We start from the raw sequence: 16,923 nt of genomic DNA, 5'->3' as shown, positions 1-16,923 counted from the left end.
GCAGCGCACCCGGCCGTCCCCAACTTTCCAGGACACGAATCTCTGCCACTTACTTGACGCGAGACACCCGAGACCCAGTTCGAGGTGGTCGCGGAGGGACGTCGGGCCCGAACGGATCTGCGACTCGGTCGGCACCTCTTCGAGTTCGACGGCAAGGTGAAGTACCTCGGCCGGGAGAGCGGTGGCGTCGCCGACGAGCCTCCGGAGCAGGTGGTGTGGCGGGAGAAACAGCGCGAGGACTGGCTGCGTCGCGTCGACGGCGGCTACGGAGTGTCCCGGGTGACCTGGCGCGAGCTCTTCGAGCCCCAACGCAGGGCGACGCTACGTCGACTGCGGTCGGAGGTGGACGACACCGTCCGGCGTTTCGGCGAGGCGATGTGGTGTTAGGCCGTGGCGACTCTCAGCGGGGCTCCTTGGCCGCCGTACTCCCTCAGTGTTCTGGACGCAGTGCCAGCGTCCTGCCGCGTGTGAAGCGTCCATAACCCCGCGTTACACGGGGAGGGGAGACATGGGCGGAGCGCCGGAATCGTCCCCTGCTGCGATTCCGGCGCTCCGACTTGGGAGAGAGGGGCCGAGGCTCTCGTCCCCCGAAGCCTCGGCCGTCTCTGAAGGAGAGCATCGCAGCCCGAACGCACTTTCGCGTGACCGCTTCATGCCACTGGCACTATCCTGCAACCGTGCCGCAGAAATCGCAGCCCGTCTCGCCGCTGACGATGGCCGGCCTGCGCCCGGGTGAGGAGCTGCTGTACCGGCGCATCCTGCGCTCCTCCGGCGCGAGCCGGCAGCGGCTCACCGAGATCACCGGGCTCTCCCTGGCCGAGCTCGACGAGGTCGTGACCAGGCTCGCCGACGCCGGCCTGGTCCGGCTGAGCGCCGACACGGTCACCGCCGAACCCCCCGTCGAGGCGCTCGGGCGAGTGCTCGAGCAGCAGACCCGCCGGCTGGCCCGGGACGCCGAGCAGGTCGACGCGCTGCGCAACCTGGTGCCGAGCCTGGCCGCCGAGCACCTGACCTCGCTGGGTGCCGACGGCGCCGCTGCCTCCCACGTCGGCGTGCAGGCGGTCCTGCGGGACGACGTGGCCGGACTGCTCCGTGAGCTCGTGACCGAGTCGGCCGGTGACGTGCTCTGGTTCCGTCCCGACCAATGGCGGCTGCCCGTCGGTCGTGAGGGCGACGCGTTGGTGCGGGACCTGGTCGAGGCCGGACGGACCTCCCGGGCCCTCTACCCCGCGCGCGTGCTCGAAGAGGCACCGGACGTGCTCCGCACTCGCGCCGGGGCCGGCGAGCTGATCCGCGTCGTGGCCGTCGTGCCCAGCCGGATGGTCGTGCTCGGCAGGGAGGCGGCGCTGGTCCCGGACCGCTGGGGCGGGGACACCGGCCGGCGGCTCGTGATCCGCGAGCAGTCGCTCGTGGCCGCGCTCGCCGACCTCTTCGAGAGCCACTGGGAGCACGCGATGAGCGTTCCGGGGCTCGGCGGCTCGGTCTCCGACCACACCGGGGACCGGCAGCTGCTGCTGCAGCAGCTGACTCGGGGAGCGCGCGACGAGCAGATCGCGCGCGCGCTCGGGATCAGCCTGCGCACCGTGCGCCGCAGGGTCGCAGAGCTGATGGCCGAGCTCGGCGTGGAGTCTCGGTTCCAGGCCGGGGTGGAGGCCGTACGTCGCGGGTGGGTCTGACCTGCGACAGTCAGGCCGCCATGTCAGCCGGGCAGCACCATCCGGTAGGCCCCGCGCTCGACGTGCCAGGTGCGGTGCTGTTCCGGGCCGTAGACCTCGCCGTCGGCGCTGCAGTAGAAGTCCTGGCCGGTCACCGAGACGGTGGAGCCGCGGAGGTACTTCACGTCACCGCGCTCGTGGTGCTCACCCTTGCGGAAGCGCAACGCGTAGCCGATCCGGGCGAGCGGGCCGATCGCGAAGGAGATCATCACGTCCATCTTCCCGTCCTCCGGGTTGGCCTCCGGCGCGATCTCCGCACCGCCGCCGACCGTGGGGCCGTTGCCGACGGCGACCATCAGGACCGGGTGGGCGACGTCGGCGACCTCCTCGCCGTCGACCTCGATCCGCAGCCGGACGAAGGGCGGGTTGACCGCGGCGAGCAGCGCCCCGATCGGGTAGCCGACGCGACCCAGCCGCTGCTTCCACTTGTGGGCCTTGCGGCTGGCCTGCGCGCCCGCGCCGAGGTGCACGTTGTTGACCACGATACTGCCGGCGCAGTCGACGATGAGGTCCACCGGGCGTACGTCGCCCTTGACCACGAGCCGCGCGGCCTCCTCGGGGTCGAGCGGGATCCCCGAGCCGCGGGCGAAGTCGTTGCCGGTCCCGAGCGGGATCAGGCCGACCACGGTGTCGGCGAGCTCCTGCCGACGGTGCAGCGCCGCGATCACCGCGTGCAGGCTGCCGTCACCGCCGACGACGACCACGCGCCGGCTGCCGCGCCGGTGCAGGACCCCGTCGAGCTCGCCGGGGTTGGAGGTGGCGCAGACCTCGACGTCCCCCGCGCCACGGAGGACGGTGAGCGCCTTCTCGATGCTCTCGGCGTCGGTCGTGCCGGCGTCGGCGTTGGTGATCAGCAGGAGGGGGTCCACCACGTGGACACTACATCGGCCCTCGGACGCTCTGTTATCGTTTGGCCGCAAGAGCCCCGGTGCTGTTGCACAGCCGGGGCTTCTTCGTTGCCAGGCCGCGAAGCCTCCGGCGCAAGGGCCCGAGGTCATCCGCAGCCACGGTCCGGACCGTCCCGCCAGAGGCCGCCGAGAGGGGTAACTCCATGCCCGCGATTGTCCTAGTCGGAGCCCAGTGGGGCGACGAGGGGAAAGGCAAGGCGACCGACCAGCTCGGCTCGTCCATCGATTATTGCGTCCGCTATCAAGGCGGAAACAACGCCGGGCACACCATCGTCATCGACGGCGAGAAGTTCGCGCTCCACCTGCTCCCGTCCGGCATCCTCACCCCCGGGGTCACCCCGGTGCTCGGCAACGGCGTGGTCGTCGACGTCGCGGTGCTCCTCGACGAGATCGACGCGCTCAACGCCCGCGGTGTGGACACCTCGCGGCTGGTGGTGTCGAGCAACGCGCACCTGATCACGTCGTACCACACCACCTTGGACAAGGTCACCGAGCGCTTCCTGGGCAAGAACCAGATCGGTACGACGGGCCGCGGCATCGGTCCGGCCTACGCCGACAAGATCAACCGGATGGGCATCCGGGCCGCCGACGTCTTCGACGAGAAGATCCTGCGGCAGAAGATCGAGGCCTCCCTGGAGCAGAAGAACCACCTGCTCGTGAAGGTCTACAACCGGCGGGCGATCGAGGCCGAGCAGATCCTCGAGGAGATCGCCGCGTACGCCGAGCGGCTCAAGCCGATGGTCGCCGACACCTCCCGGGTCATCAACGACGCGCTCGACGGTGGCAAGACGGTGCTGTTCGAGGGCGCGCAGGGCACCCTGCTCGACGTCGACCACGGCACCTACCCGTTCGTCACCTCCAGCAACGCCGGCTCCGGCGGGGTGTGCTCGGGCGCCGGCATCGGCCCCACCCGCATCGACCGGGTGATCGGCGTGATCAAGGCGTACACCACGCGGGTCGGCTCCGGGCCGTTCCCGACCGAGCTGCTCGACGAGGACGGCGAGCGGCTGCGCCAGATCGGCGGCGAGTTCGGCGTGACCACCGGGCGCAACCGCCGCTGCGGCTGGTACGACGCCGTCATCGCCCGCTACGCCGCCCGCGTCAACGGGCTCACCGAGTTCGTCCTGACCAAGCTCGACATCCTCGGCGCCTGGGAGCGGATCCCGGTCTGCGTCGGCTACGAGATCGACGGCGTGCGCCACGACGAGATGCCGATGACCCAGTCGGAGTTCTTCCACGCCAAGCCGATCTACGAGTTCTTCGAGGGCTGGAACGAGGACATCTCGCACTGCCGCACCTTCGAGGAGCTGCCCAAGAACGCCCAGGTCTACGTCAAGGCGCTCGAGGAGATGTCCGGCGCGCCGTTCTGGGCGATCGGGGTCGGTCCCGGCCGCGAGCAGACCATCATCCTGCGCGAGAGCTGAGGAGCCGCCGCATGAAGGTCCTGGTGATCGGCTCCGGCGGCCGCGAGCACGCACTCGCGCTCGCGCTGTCGCGCGACCCGGACGTGACCGAGGTGCACGCCGCCCCCGGCAACCCCGGGATCGCGGCGGTGGCGGAGCTGCACGAGGTCAAGCCCACCGACGGTACGGCGGTCGCCGACCTCGCCGAGCGGCTCGGCATCGACCTCGTGGTGGTCGGTCCGGAGGCGCCGCTCGTCGCGGGCGTCGCCGACGCGGTGCGGGAGCGGGGCATCGACTGCTTCGGGCCGACCGCGGAAGCGGCGCGGCTCGAGGGCTCCAAGGCGTTCGCCAAGGAGGTCATGGCAGCCGCCGAGGTGCCGACCGCGATGGCGCACGTGTGCACCACACCGGCCGAGGTCGAGGCGGCGTTGGACGCGTTCGGCGCCCCCTACGTGGTCAAGGACGACGGCCTCGCCGCCGGCAAGGGCGTGGTGGTCACCGACTCCCGCGACGAGGCGCTGGCCCATGCCGCTGCCTGCGAGCGGGTCGTCGTCGAGGAGTTCCTCGACGGCCCCGAGGTGTCGCTGTTCGCGATCACGGACGGGCGGACCGTCGTACCCCTCCAGCCGGCGCAGGACTTCAAGCGCGCCGGCGACGGGGACACCGGCCCCAACACCGGCGGGATGGGCGCCTACACGCCGCTGCCGTGGGCACCGGACGGCCTGGTCGCCGAGGTCACCGAGCGGGTGCTGCAGCCCACGGTCGACGAGATGGCCCGACGCGGCACACCGTTCAGCGGGCTGCTCTACGCCGGCCTGGCGCTGACCGGGCGGGGCGTGCGGGTGATCGAGTTCAACGCCCGGTTCGGGGACCCGGAGACCCAGCCGCTGATGGCGCTGCTGGACTCGCCGCTCGGGGTGCTCCTCCGCGCCGCGGCGCAGGGGCGGCTCGACGAGGTCGCCGCTCCGCGCTGGAAGACCGGCGCCGCGGTCGCCGTGGTCGTGGCCTCCAAGGACTACCCGGCGACGCCGCGCACCGGGGACGTGATCCACGGCCTGATGGACGCCGAGCGGGTGGAGGGGGTCGACGTGATCCACGCCGGCACCGCGCGAGGTGAGGACGGCACGCTGGTGACCGCCGGCGGGCGGGTGCTCGCGGTGACCGCGGTCGGATCGAGCGTGGCCGACGCCCGTGCTCGCGCCTACGAGGCGGTCGGGAAGATCCGGATCGACGGCAGCCACCACCGCACCGACATCGCCGCCGGCATCTGAGCGAGCCGGGCGGCGGGGCCGAACGGACGTGCACTTGCCGAGGTCAGCCGCGTCGCCCGCGCCGTGACGCCGCGGCCGCGCGCGGCGAGTGCACGTCGAAGTGGCCCTCCGGGGATCGAGCCTCAGACGGCAGCGAGCACGGCCGCCAGCGGCGGAGGTGTCTGCGACAGCTCGAGCGCCTCGGCGAGCAGGCGGGCGTACCGCGGCTTGCGACCGGAGCCGCAGGCGATGAAGCGCCGCAGCTGGTCCTCGGCCCGCCGGCCGCGCTGAGCGGGCTGGCGCTGCATGCGGCGGAAGGAAGCGAGCTCGCCCTCGCCGTCCAGCACCGCCTCCGCCGTGGCGAGACCGGCGGCACGGATCAGCTCGTCCTCCAGGTCGGCCCGGCAGACCTGGAAGCCCAGCGCCGGAAGGTCGGCCACGGTCACCGTGGCGCGGTAGCCGGTCCGCTCGAGAGCGCCCGCGAGGTACGCCGCCTCGGCCGCGTCGCACAGACCGGCCACCGTCACGTCGAGCCCGTCGGGGCCGAAGGTGCCGAGGAAGCGTCGCACGCTCGTCGCACCGCCCATCGGAACGACCGCGACCCCCTCGGCGTCGAGGTCCCGGCCGATCCGCCGGGCCAGTGTCTCCACGGCGGCACGGTCGCTGGGACCCTCGACGAGGATCACCGCGCGTGGCGTCGTGCCTGCCATGTCGTCGAGTATCTGCCCCGACGCAGCCCCTGGCGAGGCAGTTTGTGAGCAGGCTGCTCTCCGGGCGCGTGTCGGTCAGGGGTGCTGCCGCCCGGGACCGCCGCGGGAGTGACCCTGGTCGGAGGGGGTAACAATGAGGTCATGAGCGAGTCAGCGGACGAAGAGCGGGTCGAGCGACGGGCCGAGCTGCTGCCCGAGGAGCAGGCCGCCGGCAGCGACGCTCCCGAGGAACAGGCCCGGGCGATCCTCGAGGAGTCCGACGAGCGCACCGACGACCCCGAGGGCACCCGGCACGAGTCGCACCAGACGCCCGGCTGACCCGGCCCAGGTCTGGAGGTCCGACAGGGGCGCCCCCGGCGCGCGCCCCGCGGCTCGATGCGAGAATCGACGGCGTGAGCATCCCCAACGTCCTCGCCACCAGGTACGCCGGAGCCGACCTCGCGCAGCTGTGGTCCCCCGAGCACAAGATCGTCCTCGAGCGGCAGCTGTGGATCGCCGTGCTGAAGGCCCAGAAGGACCTCGGGATCGAGGTGCCCGAAGGAGTGATCGAGGCCTACGAGGCCGTGGTCGACCGGGTCGACCTCGACTCGATCGCGGCGCGCGAGCGGGTCACCCGCCACGACGTGAAGGCGCGGATCGAGGAGTTCTGCGCGCTCGCCGGTCACGAGCACATCCACAAGGGGATGACCTCGCGTGACCTGACCGAGAACGTCGAGCAGCTCCAGATCAAGGCCTCGCTCGAGCTGGTCCGCGACCGGGTCGTCGCGGCGCTGGCACGGCTGGCCCGGCTGGCCTCCGAGCACGAGACCCTCGTGATGGCGGGGCGCTCCCACAACGTCGCCGCGCAGGCGACCACCCTGGGCAAGCGGTTCGCGACCGTGGCCGACGAGATGCTGGTCGCGCTGGACCGGCTCGAGGAGCTGATCGCCCGCTACCCGCTTCGCGGGATCAAGGGCCCGGTCGGCACCGCCCAGGACATGCTCGACCTGCTCGGCGGTGACGACGCGCTGCTGGCCACCCTCGAGGAGCGGGTCGCCGCGCACCTCGGCTTCGACAACGTGCTCACCAGCGTCGGGCAGGTCTACCCGCGCTCGCTGGACTTCGACGTCGTGTCCGCGCTCGTCCAGGTCGTCGCCGGGCCGTCGAACCTCGCCACGACGATCCGGCTCATGGCCGGCATCGAGCTGGTCACCGAGGGGTTCAAGGAGGGCCAGGTCGGCTCCTCGGCGATGCCGCACAAGATGAACACGCGCTCGTGCGAGCGGGTGAACGGGCTCGCGGTCGTGCTCCGCGGCTACCTCTCCATGGTCGGCGAGCTCGCCGGGGACCAGTGGAACGAGGGCGACGTGTCCTGCTCCGTCGTACGCCGGGTCGCGCTGCCCGACGCGTTCTTCGCCGCCGACGGGCTGTTCCAGACCTTCCTCACCGTGCTCGACGAGTTCGGTGCCTTCCCGGCCGTCATCCAGCGCGAGCTCGACCGCTACCTGCCGTTCCTGGCCACCACCAAGGTGCTGATGGCCGCGGTGCGCAACGGCGTCGGCCGCGAGACCGCACACGAGGCGATCAAGGAGGCAGCCGTCGGGGTCGCACTGGAGATGCGGCAGGGGCGCACCGAGAACGACGTGTTCGCGCGGCTCGCCGCCGACGAGCGGCTCGGCCTGAGCAAGGAGCAGCTCGAGTCGCTGGTGGCCGAGCCGATCACGTTCACCGGTGCTGCGGTCACGCAGGTGCAGGCCGTCGTACGCCGGGTGGCGGAGGTCACCGGACGGCACCCGCGGGCGGCCGCCTACTCGCCGGGCGCGATCCTCTAGCCTGCGCGGGCGCCGGTCAGACCAGCGCCCTGCCGTCGTGCGTGGCCAGCTTCCGGGCCACCTCGTGCACGTCGCTGCGCCAGACGTCCTCCGGCACCGGGGGCAGGATCTCGTTCCACTCCACCGCCATCGAGCCGAGGATGCCGGGCATCCGAGCGGTGCGCGCGATGAACCACACGTGCATGTGCGAACCACCGTCGCCCCACTTGCACACGTGCACCCGCCCGATGTTCGGCAGCCCCGCCATGATCCGGTGCAGCCAGTTCGTGACCCGGCCGAACTCCGCGGCGAGGTCGTCGTCCATGTCGGAGAAGTCCAGGTGCTCGCGGGGCTGCAGGAACAGCATCAGCGGCAGCCCGCCGGGCTTGTCGGGCGCGGTGACCACCCAGCGCTCGTTCTGCCAGATCGCGTTCTCGTGCTCGCCGTTCTGGCACGAGCACGGCTTGTCGCCCTCGCCCCAGCGCGGCTCCTCGGCCTCCACAGGCGGACGGACGACCTTGACCTGCATGTCGCCCTCCCACGGGAAGATCTCCCACTCGTGCACCGGGGGCATGGGCAGACGGCCGTCCTCACCGACGGCGGCGACGACGCGGGCGTAGACCTCTTCGGCTGACTCGGGCATGCGCCCAGGTTGCCATGCCCCGGCCGGGGCCGCAGACCCGTCAGTAGGATCAGGCCATGAGCGGCCCCAGCGCGTCCGACCTCGGCATCCCGGAGGCACCGCAGATCCCCGGTGCGACCCACCTCCACTCCGGCAAGGTGCGCGACCTGTACCGCCTGGAGGACGGTCGGCTGCTGATGGTCGCCAGCGACCGGATCTCCGCCTACGACTTCGTGCTCGACACCCCGATCCCCGACAAGGGCGCGATCCTCACGCAGATGTCGCTGTGGTGGTTCGAGCAGCTCGCCGACCTCGTGCCCAACCACATCGTGTCGACCGACGTACCCGAATCCGTCCGGGGCAGGGCGGTCGTGTGCGAGGAGCTCGCGATGTTCCCCGTCGAGTGCGTGGCGCGGGGCTACCTCACCGGCTCGGGGCTTGCGGACTACCGCGCCACCGGGGAGGTGTGCGGCATCGCGCTGCCCGACGGGCTGGTCGACGGCAGCCGGCTGCCCGAGGCGATCTTCACCCCGGCCACCAAGGCGGCGCTCGGGGACCACGACGAGAACGTGTCGTACGACGCCGTGGCCGGTGTCATCGGCGAGGAGCGCGCGGCCGAGCTGCGCGACCTGACCCTGGCCGTCTACGCGCGCGCCGAGACGATCGCCCGGGAGCGCGGGATCATCCTCGCCGACACCAAGCTCGAGTTCGGAGCTCGGCCCGACGGCACCGCGGTGCTCGCCGACGAGGTGCTCACCCCCGACTCGTCACGGTTCTGGCCCGCCGACGAGTGGACGCCGGGCCGCACCCAGCCGTCGTACGACAAGCAGATCGTGCGCAACTGGCTCACCTCGCCCGAGAGCGGCTGGGACCGGGACTCCGGCGAGAAGCCGCCGGCGTTGCCGGCCGAGGTGGTCGAGCGCACCCGCTCCAGGTACATCGAGGCCTACGAACGCCTCACCGGCCAGCAGTTCACCAGCCCGTCCAGCACCTGACGCCGGACCGCCGACGTCAGCTCGTCCCACACCGAAGGAGTCCACCCCGTGCTCAACCTCTCCGTCTTCCTCGAGGACAGTGCACGCAAGTACCCCACCCGTGACGCGCTGGTGCTCGGGGACCTGCGCCTGAACTACGAGACGGTCAACACGCTGGCCAACCAGGTCGCGAACCTGCTCGTCTCGCGCGGCATCAAGCCCGGCGACAAGGTCGCGATCTCCTGCCCGAACCTCCCGCACTTCCCGGTCGTCTACTACGGCATCCTCAAGGCCGGTGCCGTGGTCGTCCCGCTCAACGTGCTCCTGAAGGCCCGCGAGATCGCCTACCACCTCGAGGACTCCGACGCGAAGGCGTACTTCTGCTTCGAGGGCACCCCCGACCTGCCGATGGGGCAGATGGGCCACGACGGCTACCAGCAGGCCGAGCGCTGCGAGAGCTTCTTCATGATCACCGCGGACCTGATGGGCGACTCGCCGATCGAGGGCACCGAGAGCCTGATGCAGGTCGCCGGCCAGCAGCCCGGCACGTTCGACTCCGTCGTCACCGAGGCGACCGACACCGCGGTGATCCTCTACACCTCCGGCACCACCGGCCAGCCCAAGGGCGCTGAGCTCTCGCACTCCAACATGGTGCTCAACGCGCTGACCAGCAACCGGCTCTTCGGCACCCGCCCCGAGGACCACGACGTCCACCTGCTCACGCTGCCGTTGTTCCACTCCTTCGGGCAGACCGTGAACATGAACGCCGGCTTCTCCGTCGGCGCGACCCTGGTGCTGCTGCCGCGCTTCGACGCCCAGCAGGCGATCGGCCTGATGCAGAGGGAGAACATCACCGTCTTCGCGGGCGTGCCCACCATGTGGTGGGGCCTGCTCGGCGCGCTCGACGAGTCGGTCGACGTGAAGAAGATCGCCGACAACCTCCGGCTCGCCGTGTCCGGCGGCTCCGCCCTGCCGGTGGAGATCCTCAACCAGGTCAAGGAGAAGTTCGGCGTGCAGATCCTCGAGGGCTACGGCCTCTCGGAGACCTCGCCGGTCGCCACCTTCTCCGACCCCGAGCGCGACCCGCGGCCCGGCTCGATCGGTGTCCCGATCTGGGGCGTGGAGGTCAAGCTCGTCGATGCCGAGTGGAACACCGTCGAGGGAGCCGACCAGGTCGGCGAGATCGCGATCCGCGGGCACAACATCATGAAGGGCTACTACAAGCGCGCCGAGGCCACCGCCGAGGTGATGAACAACGGCTGGTTCAAGACCGGCGACCTCGCCCGCCGCGACGAGGACGGCTTCTACTACATCGTCGACCGGGCCAAGGACATGATCATCCGGGGCGGCTACAACGTGTACCCCCGCGAGATCGAGGAGGTCCTGATGACCCACGAGGCGGTCTCGCTCGCCGCGGTCGTCGGGGTCCCGGACGAGAGCCACGGCGAGGAGATCAAGGCGTTCGTGATCCTCAACGAGGGCGCCACGATCACCGAGGACGAGCTCCGCGACTGGTGCAAGGAGCAGATGGCCAACTACAAGTACCCCCGCCACATCGAGTTCGCGCCGTCCCTCCCGATGACCTCGACGGGCAAGATCCTCAAGCGCGAGCTGTCCTAGCTGGCTCCGGCACGGTGGTACGGCGGTCGCGTGACCGCCGTACCGCTCCCCGCCGGAGGTGGTCGACGGGTGCGGCGCGTGGGGGCGGCTCGCACTTGCAACGAAACGCACCACTTCCTGCTCTGGAATGGTGCAGAACGTTGCAAGTCAGCGCGGGCCCGGCCCGGACCGCGTCGGGAAGCCTGCGAACCCCCGACTAGACTGAGGCCCGCCGGTTCTCTCTTCTCCTCCTAGGAGCACCCCAGTGGCACGAGTCGTCGTCGACGTCATGCTCAAGCCCGAGATCCTCGACCCGCAGGGCAAGGCCGTGCACGGCGCTCTCCCGCGGCTCGGGGTCACCGGGGTCAGCGACGTTCGGCAGGGCAAGCGGTTCGAGCTCGAGGTCGACGAGCTCACCGACGAGCGGCTGGCGCAGATCCACGACATCGCCGAGAAGCTGCTGTCCAACCCGGTGATCGAGGACTACGCGGTGCACGTCGAGGAGCAGCAGTGAAGATCGGCGTCGTCACCTTCCCCGGCTCGCTCGACGACGTCGACGCGCAGCGCGCGGTCGGCTTCGCCGGCGGCGAGGCGGTCAAGCTCTGGCATGACGAGCACGACCTGCGCGGGGTCGACGCGGTGGTCCTGCCCGGTGGGTTCTCCTACGGCGACTACCTGCGCTGCGGCGCGATCTCCCGGTTCTCCCCGATCATGACCGAGGTGATCGAGGCAGCCGGCAAGGGGATGCCCGTGCTGGGCATCTGCAACGGCTTCCAGATCCTCTGCGAGTCCCACCTGCTGCCCGGCGCGCTGCTGCGCAACGACGCGCGGAAGTTCGTCTGCCTCGACCAGCGGATCCGGATCGAGAACACCCGCACCCCGTGGACCTCGGACTACGACGAGGGCGCGGAGATCACCGTCGTGCTCAAGAACGGCGAGGGCAAGTACGTCGCCGACGAGGACACGCTCGACCGGCTCGAGGGCGAGGGTCGCGTCGTGGCGCGTTACCTGGGCAAGAACCCCAACGGCTCGCTGCGCGACATCGCCGGGATCGCCAACGAGGCGGGCAACGTCGTCGGCCTCATGCCGCACCCCGAGCACGCGGTCGAGGACCTGTGCGGCCCGGGCACCGACGGGCTCGCGTTCTTCACCTCCGCGGTCTCGCAGCTACTGCGCGCCTGACCCCGTTCTGCGCCGCGGCCACGACGGTCTCCAGCGGCCCCCGGCTGCCGGCCGCGCGGAACGCCGCGCCCACGAGCAGCACCAGCCCGACCTGGGCGAGGAACGTCCCCCTGTCGTCGCCGTCCCACCAGCCGGGGTGGCGCGAGACCACGTGCGCGGAGTACAGCGTCAGCGTCATCGCGCCGGCGCCGAACAGCACCGCAAGCGTCCGCGGCGCCAGCCGGCCGACCGCGAGGCAGAAGCCGATCACCAGCAGCGAGGTGCCGATGGTGTGCGCCAGGTCGAACGGCGTCGCGGAGTGCGGCGCGTGTACGGCCAGCCACCACCAGCTGCCGGTCGGCGTGGTGCCGTAGAGCCCGCGGTCCAGGGTCAGCGACAGGCTGTTGCCCGTGACCGGGCCGACGAAGGTCTCGCCGAGGGTGCGGCGGACCCCGGGCACCGAGACGAGCGCCTCCGAGACCAGCCACGACACCGCCGCTGCCCCGACGCCCAGCACGGCCAGCCTGGCCGCCGTACGGCCCGACGCGAGTGACAGCCGGCCCACCGCCATCCCGGCGAGCAGGTAGGCGACCCACGGCACCGCGGGGTAGTACCCGGTGAAGGTCAGCTCGGTGAGCAGCTGCCACGGCTCGGTCAGGCTGTCGAGCGACGGGCTGCGGTACGACGGAGCGGGCAGCTCCGGTCGCACCAGGTGGGACACCACCGGCGCGACGACGAGCCACATCGCGCTGAGCACCGCCAGGGCACGAGCCCCCAGACCCAGGAACGGGATCGCCAGCACGAAGAGCACGCCGTAGTAGGTGAGGATCACCGCGATCCCGGAGTCGGCCTCGGCGAGCAGCAGGCCGATCCCGGCGATGATCAGCGCGCGCACCGCGAGTCCCGCGGCGGTGGCCGTGCGCTCGCGTCCGCGCTGCGGCGTGGTCCGCCCCGACATCAGCGCGATGCTGACGCCGGCGAGCACCGCGAACAGCGCCGACGCGCGGCCGCTCGCGATCTGGTGGGAGAGCGACAGCTCCGCGCCGTCGAGAGCGAGCAGGATGTGCGTGGCCATCATCCCGACCAGCGCGAGGGCCCGGGCGACGTCGAGTCCCACCACGCGACGTGCGTCGATGACCGGCCTCACCTCGCCGATCCTGCCAGCCCGGAGGCCGGGACGGTCACAGGCGCAGCCGGATCACCCGGTCGTCGTTGCGGTGCGGGCTGTCGGATCGCCCGTCGTGGTTGCTGGTGGTGATCCACAGCGACCCGTCGGGGGCCTTCTGCGCGGTGCGGATCCGGCCGAACCGCTCGTGGAAGGACCGGCGCCGGCGGCCGCGGCCCGGGCCGGTGACCTTCACCGCCCACAACGCCTGCCCGCGCAGCGCGCCGAGGAACGCCCAGTCGCCGGCGACCGCGACCCCGCTCGGTGAGCAGTCCGCCGGTGACCAACGTGCGAACGGGTCGCGGTTGCCGCCCCGGCCGTCGCCGCCCTCGCTGCGCGGCCAGCCGTAGTTGCCGCCCCGGACGATCCGGTTGAGCTCGTCCCAGGTGTCCTGGCCGAACTCGCTGGCCCACAGCCGCCCGCGGGAGTCCCAGGCGATGCCCTCGACGTTGCGGTGCCCCCATGACCAGGTGTAGTTGCCGAACGGGTTGCCCTGCGGCACCCGGCCGTCGGGGGTCATCCGCAGGATCTTGCCGGCCAGCGAGCCGCGGTCCTGCGACAGCGAGCTGTTGCCGGCGTCGCCGGTGCTGGCGTAGAGCAGCCCGCCGTGGAAGGCGAGCCGCCCGCCGTTGTGGTGGCCGGCCATCGGGATCCCGGCGAGCACGACCCGGCGCGGACCGAGCCGACCGTCGCGGTAGCGCATCCGCACGATCCGGTTGTCCGACGACGTCGAGACGTAGGCGTACACCCAGCGGTCGCGACGGAACCGCGGCGACAGCGCCAGCCCGAGCACGCCGCCCTCGCCGCCGGCGGCGTGCATGGCGCCGATCGGGATCGTGCCCACCCGCCGGCGGCCCCCGCGCCGGGACACCCGGAACACCGCGCCCGTGTCGCGCTCGCCGACGAGAGCGTCGCCGTTGGGCAGGAAGGCGATCCCCCACGGGACCGCCAGGTTCTTGGCCAGGGTGCGCTGCACCCGGGGTGCTGCCTCGGATCCCTCGACGAGCCCGTCTGCGGCGGGCACGAGCAGCCCGCCTGCGGTGGTGGCCAGACCGGCCTTGAGGAGCGTGCGTCGGTCCACGGTGACCTCCGTCGTGAGTCCGGGAGCGAGGGCGGTCGTCCTACCTTGCCACGGGGCGACGAGACCGCGACAGAGCTTGTTCCGGGAAACCGGGCTGGCTCAGGAGCGCGGCGTCACGGGCGGTAGATTGGGCACCGGCCACATCCCCTGATCGACCGATCCGAAAGTCAACATCGGTGACTGAACAGCGTCCAGAGCAGCCCTCCCAGCCGACGCACGCATCCCGGCTCGACACCGTCGAGGTCGCAGCCAAGGATCCCGACCGCGAGCAGCCCTGGGCCGACCTCGGTCTCAAGGCCGACGAGTACGACCGGATCCGCGAGATCCTCGGCCGCCGCCCCAGCTCCTCGGAGCTGGCGATGTACTCGGTGATGTGGAGCGAGCACTGCTCCTACAAGTCGAGCAAGGTGCACCTGCGCCAGTTCGGCGAGAAGGTCACCGACGAGATGCGCGAGAAGCTGATGGTCGGCATCGGCGAGAACGCCGGCGTGGTCGACGTGGGTGACGGCTACGCCGTGACGTTCAAGGTCGAGTCCCACAACCACCCGTCCTACGTCGAGCCCTACCAGGGCGCGGCGACCGGCGTCGGCGGCATCGTCCGCGACATCCTCGCCATGGGCGCGCGGCCGGTCGCGGTGATGGACCCGCTGCGCTTCGGCCCGCTCGACGCCGACGACACCCATCGCGTGCTGCCCGGGATCGTCGCCGGCGTCGGCGGCTACGGCAACTGCCTGGGCCTGCCCAACATCGGCGGCGAGGCGGTGTTCGACGAGTCCTACCTCGGCAACCCGCTGGTCAACGCGCTGTGCGTCGGCGTGATGCGTCACGACGAGCTCCAGGTCTCCGCGGCCAGCGGGGTGGGCAACAAGGTGATCCTGTACGGCGCCCGCACCGGTGGCGACGGGATCGGCGGTGTCTCGGTGCTCGCCTCGGAGACCTTCGACGCCGGTGCTGACGGGAAGGGGGGTCCCGCCAAGCGACCCAGCGTCCAGGTCGGCGACCCGTTCATGGAGAAGCTCCTGATCGAGTGCTCGCTCGAGCTGTTCGCCGAGGACCTCGTCGTCGGCATCCAGGACCTCGGCGGCGCCGGCCTGTCGTGCTCGACCTCGGAGATGGCCTCGGCCGGCACCGGCGGCATGCACGTGCACCTCGACCGGGTGCCGCTGCGCGACTCCACGCTCTCGCCGGAGGAGATCCTGATGAGCGAGTCCCAGGAGCGCATGCAGGCAGTCGTCGAGCCGGGCAAGGTCGACCGGTTCATGGAGATCTGTGCGAAGTGGGGCGTCGAGGCCACGGTGATCGGCGAGGTCACCGACACCGGGCGGCTCGTCGTCGACTGGCACGGCGAGACCGTGGTCGACGTACCCCCGAAGACGGTGGCCGACGAGGGACCGGTCTACAACCGGCCCTACGCGCGGCCGTCGTGGCAGGACGACCTCCAGGCCGACGCCGCCGAGCGGCTCCCGCGGCCCGGAACCTCGGCGGAGCTGCGCGAGACGCTGCTGCGGATGGTCGCCAGCCCGAACCTGTGCGACAACTCCTGGATCACCGACCAGTACGACCGCTACGTCCAGGGCAACACCGTGCTCGCCCAGCCCGAGGACAGCGGCATGGTGCGCATCGACGAGGAGTCCAACCTCGGCGTCGCCGTGTCGACCGACGGCAACGGGCGGTTCGCCAAGCTCGACCCGTACGTCGGTGCGCAGCTCAACCTGGCCGAGGCCTACCGCAACGTCGCGGCCACCGGTGCCCGCCCGCTCGCGGTCAGCGACTGCCTGAACTTCGGCTCGCCCGAGGACCCCGACGTGATGTGGCAGTTCGCCGAGGCCACCCGCGGCCTGGCCGACGGCTGCCGCGACCTCGCCGTCCCGGTGACCGGCGGCAACGTCAGTCTCTACAACCAGACCGGCGACACCCCGATCCTGCCCACCCCGGTCGTGGCGGTGCTCGGCGTGATCGACGACGTCACCCGCCGTACGCCGTCCGGGTTCGTCGCCGAGGGCCAGCAGATCTACCTGCTCGGCGCCACGCGCGAGGAGCTGTCCGGCTCCGAGTGGGCTCACGTCGTGCACGGGCATCTCGGGGGCCGGCCCCCCGCGGTCGACCTGGCCGCGGAGAAGGAGCTCGCCGACATCCTGGTCAACGCCTCGCGTGACGGGCTGATCGACGCCGCGCACGACCTCGCCGACGGCGGACTGGCCCAGGCGCTCGTCGAGTCGTGCCTCCTCGGCGGCCGCCGCAGTGGGATCGGCGCCCGGGTGTGGCTGCCCGACGACCTCGACCCGTTCGTGGCGCTGTTCAGTGAGTCCGCGGGCCGGGCGATCGTCGCGGTGCCGCGCAGCGAGGAGGTCCGGTTCACCGACATGTGTGCGGCCCGCGGCTTCCCGCACGCCCGGATCGGGGTCACCGACGGGACCGGGCCCGAGGCGCTGCTCGACATCCAGGACCAGTTCTCGGTGCCGCTGACCGAGCTCCGTGAGGCCTGGTCGGGCACGCTGCCGCAGGCCCTGGCGGACTGACCCGCCACTGACGACACAACCCCCTC

Annotated in this window: 16 protein-coding genes; 11 read left to right on the top strand and 5 right to left on the bottom strand. The window is 71.5% G+C overall.

Annotation, left to right across the window (positions count from 1 at the left end; genetic code table 11):
• Positions 1–84 precede the first annotated feature (84 nt).
• On the top strand, positions 85–387 hold the full coding sequence (locus ACYVIH_RS08435; RefSeq protein ID WP_460868137.1) for a hypothetical protein: 303 nt from the start codon (positions 85–87) through the stop codon (positions 385–387).
• A 290-nt stretch (positions 388–677) separates the two neighbouring features.
• Entirely contained in the window at positions 678–1,676 is a 999-nt protein-coding gene (locus ACYVIH_RS08430) for a helix-turn-helix transcriptional regulator (RefSeq protein ID WP_460868135.1), read from the top strand.
• A gap of 23 nt (positions 1,677–1,699) precedes the next feature.
• On the opposite strand, the gene ACYVIH_RS08425 is transcribed toward ACYVIH_RS08430, so the two are convergent.
• Complete coding sequence (locus tag ACYVIH_RS08425) at positions 1,700–2,584, bottom strand: diacylglycerol/lipid kinase family protein (RefSeq protein WP_460868133.1); 885 nt, start codon at positions 2,582–2,584, stop codon at positions 1,700–1,702.
• 182 nt (positions 2,585–2,766) lie between these two features.
• Between ACYVIH_RS08425 and ACYVIH_RS08420 the strand changes: the two genes are divergently transcribed.
• Positions 2,767–4,047, top strand: coding sequence for an adenylosuccinate synthase (locus ACYVIH_RS08420; RefSeq protein ID WP_460868131.1), 1,281 nt, complete (start codon positions 2,767–2,769; stop codon positions 4,045–4,047).
• A gap of 11 nt (positions 4,048–4,058) precedes the next feature.
• Positions 4,059–5,297, top strand: a complete 1,239-nt coding sequence (purD, locus tag ACYVIH_RS08415; RefSeq protein ID WP_460868128.1) for a phosphoribosylamine--glycine ligase — start codon at positions 4,059–4,061, stop codon at positions 5,295–5,297.
• Between the two features lie 122 nt (positions 5,298–5,419).
• On the opposite strand, the gene ACYVIH_RS08410 is transcribed toward purD, so the two are convergent.
• Positions 5,420–5,986 carry a TOPRIM nucleotidyl transferase/hydrolase domain-containing protein gene (locus tag ACYVIH_RS08410; protein ID WP_460868126.1) on the bottom strand — a complete coding sequence of 189 codons (567 nt, stop codon included), beginning with the start codon at positions 5,984–5,986 and terminating at the stop codon, positions 5,420–5,422.
• A 141-nt stretch (positions 5,987–6,127) separates the two neighbouring features.
• Between ACYVIH_RS08410 and ACYVIH_RS08405 the strand changes: the two genes are divergently transcribed.
• Together ACYVIH_RS08405 and purB are read left to right on the top strand one after the other, a co-directional pair.
• Positions 6,128–6,304: a hypothetical protein gene (locus ACYVIH_RS08405; RefSeq protein WP_460868124.1), complete on the top strand. Its 177-nt coding sequence runs from the start codon at positions 6,128–6,130 to the stop codon at positions 6,302–6,304.
• Between the two features lie 74 nt (positions 6,305–6,378).
• A complete protein-coding gene (gene purB, locus ACYVIH_RS08400) occupies positions 6,379–7,797 on the top strand; it encodes an adenylosuccinate lyase (protein ID WP_460868122.1) in 1,419 nt (472 codons plus the stop codon).
• A gap of 16 nt (positions 7,798–7,813) precedes the next feature.
• On the opposite strand, the gene ACYVIH_RS08395 is transcribed toward purB, so the two are convergent.
• Complete coding sequence (locus tag ACYVIH_RS08395) at positions 7,814–8,419, bottom strand: hypothetical protein (protein ID WP_460868119.1); 606 nt, start codon at positions 8,417–8,419, stop codon at positions 7,814–7,816.
• 56 nt (positions 8,420–8,475) lie between these two features.
• Between ACYVIH_RS08395 and ACYVIH_RS08390 the strand changes: the two genes are divergently transcribed.
• The 4 genes from ACYVIH_RS08390 to purQ all read left to right on the top strand — a co-directional run bounded on the left by ACYVIH_RS08390 (position 8,476) and on the right by purQ (position 12,153).
• On the top strand, positions 8,476–9,393 hold the full coding sequence (locus ACYVIH_RS08390) for a phosphoribosylaminoimidazolesuccinocarboxamide synthase (RefSeq protein ID WP_460868117.1): 918 nt from the start codon (positions 8,476–8,478) through the stop codon (positions 9,391–9,393).
• Positions 9,394–9,441: 48 nt separating this feature from the next.
• The gene (locus ACYVIH_RS08385; RefSeq protein WP_460868115.1) at positions 9,442–10,992 is read left to right on the top strand and encodes a long-chain-fatty-acid--CoA ligase; all 1,551 of its coding nucleotides are present in this window, start codon (positions 9,442–9,444) and stop codon (positions 10,990–10,992) included.
• A 244-nt stretch (positions 10,993–11,236) separates the two neighbouring features.
• Complete coding sequence (gene purS / locus ACYVIH_RS08380) at positions 11,237–11,485, top strand: phosphoribosylformylglycinamidine synthase subunit PurS (protein ID WP_460868113.1); 249 nt, start codon at positions 11,237–11,239, stop codon at positions 11,483–11,485.
• A complete protein-coding gene (gene purQ / locus ACYVIH_RS08375; RefSeq protein ID WP_460868111.1) occupies positions 11,482–12,153 on the top strand; it encodes a phosphoribosylformylglycinamidine synthase subunit PurQ in 672 nt (223 codons plus the stop codon). Before purS ends, purQ begins: the two co-directional genes overlap by 4 nt.
• Here the strand turns inward: purQ and ACYVIH_RS08370 are convergent.
• Positions 12,119–13,279, bottom strand: a complete 1,161-nt coding sequence (locus tag ACYVIH_RS08370; RefSeq protein WP_460868109.1) for a heparan-alpha-glucosaminide N-acetyltransferase domain-containing protein — start codon at positions 13,277–13,279, stop codon at positions 12,119–12,121. The two genes, purQ and ACYVIH_RS08370, sit on opposite strands and share 35 nt — an antisense overlap.
• A 34-nt stretch (positions 13,280–13,313) precedes the next feature.
• Positions 13,314–14,378, bottom strand: coding sequence for a PQQ-dependent sugar dehydrogenase (locus ACYVIH_RS08365; RefSeq protein WP_460868107.1), 1,065 nt, complete (start codon positions 14,376–14,378; stop codon positions 13,314–13,316).
• A 176-nt stretch (positions 14,379–14,554) separates the two neighbouring features.
• Here ACYVIH_RS08365 and purL point away from each other — a divergent pair, with 176 nt between their 5' ends.
• Positions 14,555–16,897: a phosphoribosylformylglycinamidine synthase subunit PurL gene (purL, locus tag ACYVIH_RS08360; protein ID WP_460868105.1), complete on the top strand. Its 2,343-nt coding sequence runs from the start codon at positions 14,555–14,557 to the stop codon at positions 16,895–16,897.
• Positions 16,898–16,923 lie beyond the last annotated feature (26 nt).

This window comes from Nocardioides pakistanensis (genome assembly GCF_054781215.1).
The sequence above is the reverse complement of the archived record's forward strand: the minus strand, read 5'-3'. Positions and strand labels throughout refer to the sequence as shown.

Bases quoted from the DNA above. Each gene is read 5' to 3' on its own strand.
- ACYVIH_RS08405 (WP_460868124.1), top strand. From the start codon at position 6,128: ATGAGCGAGTCAGCGGACGAAGAGCGGGTCGAGCGACGGGCCGAGCTG.
- purD (WP_460868128.1), top strand. From the start codon at position 4,059: ATGAAGGTCCTGGTGATCGGCTCCGGCGGCCGCGAGCACGCACTCGCG.
- ACYVIH_RS08390 (WP_460868117.1), top strand. From the start codon at position 8,476: ATGAGCGGCCCCAGCGCGTCCGACCTCGGCATCCCGGAGGCACCGCAG.
- ACYVIH_RS08410 (WP_460868126.1), bottom strand. From the start codon at position 5,986: ATGGCAGGCACGACGCCACGCGCGGTGATCCTCGTCGAGGGTCCCAGC.
- ACYVIH_RS08395 (WP_460868119.1), bottom strand. From the start codon at position 8,419: ATGCCCGAGTCAGCCGAAGAGGTCTACGCCCGCGTCGTCGCCGCCGTC.
- ACYVIH_RS08420 (WP_460868131.1), top strand. From the start codon at position 2,767: ATGCCCGCGATTGTCCTAGTCGGAGCCCAGTGGGGCGACGAGGGGAAA.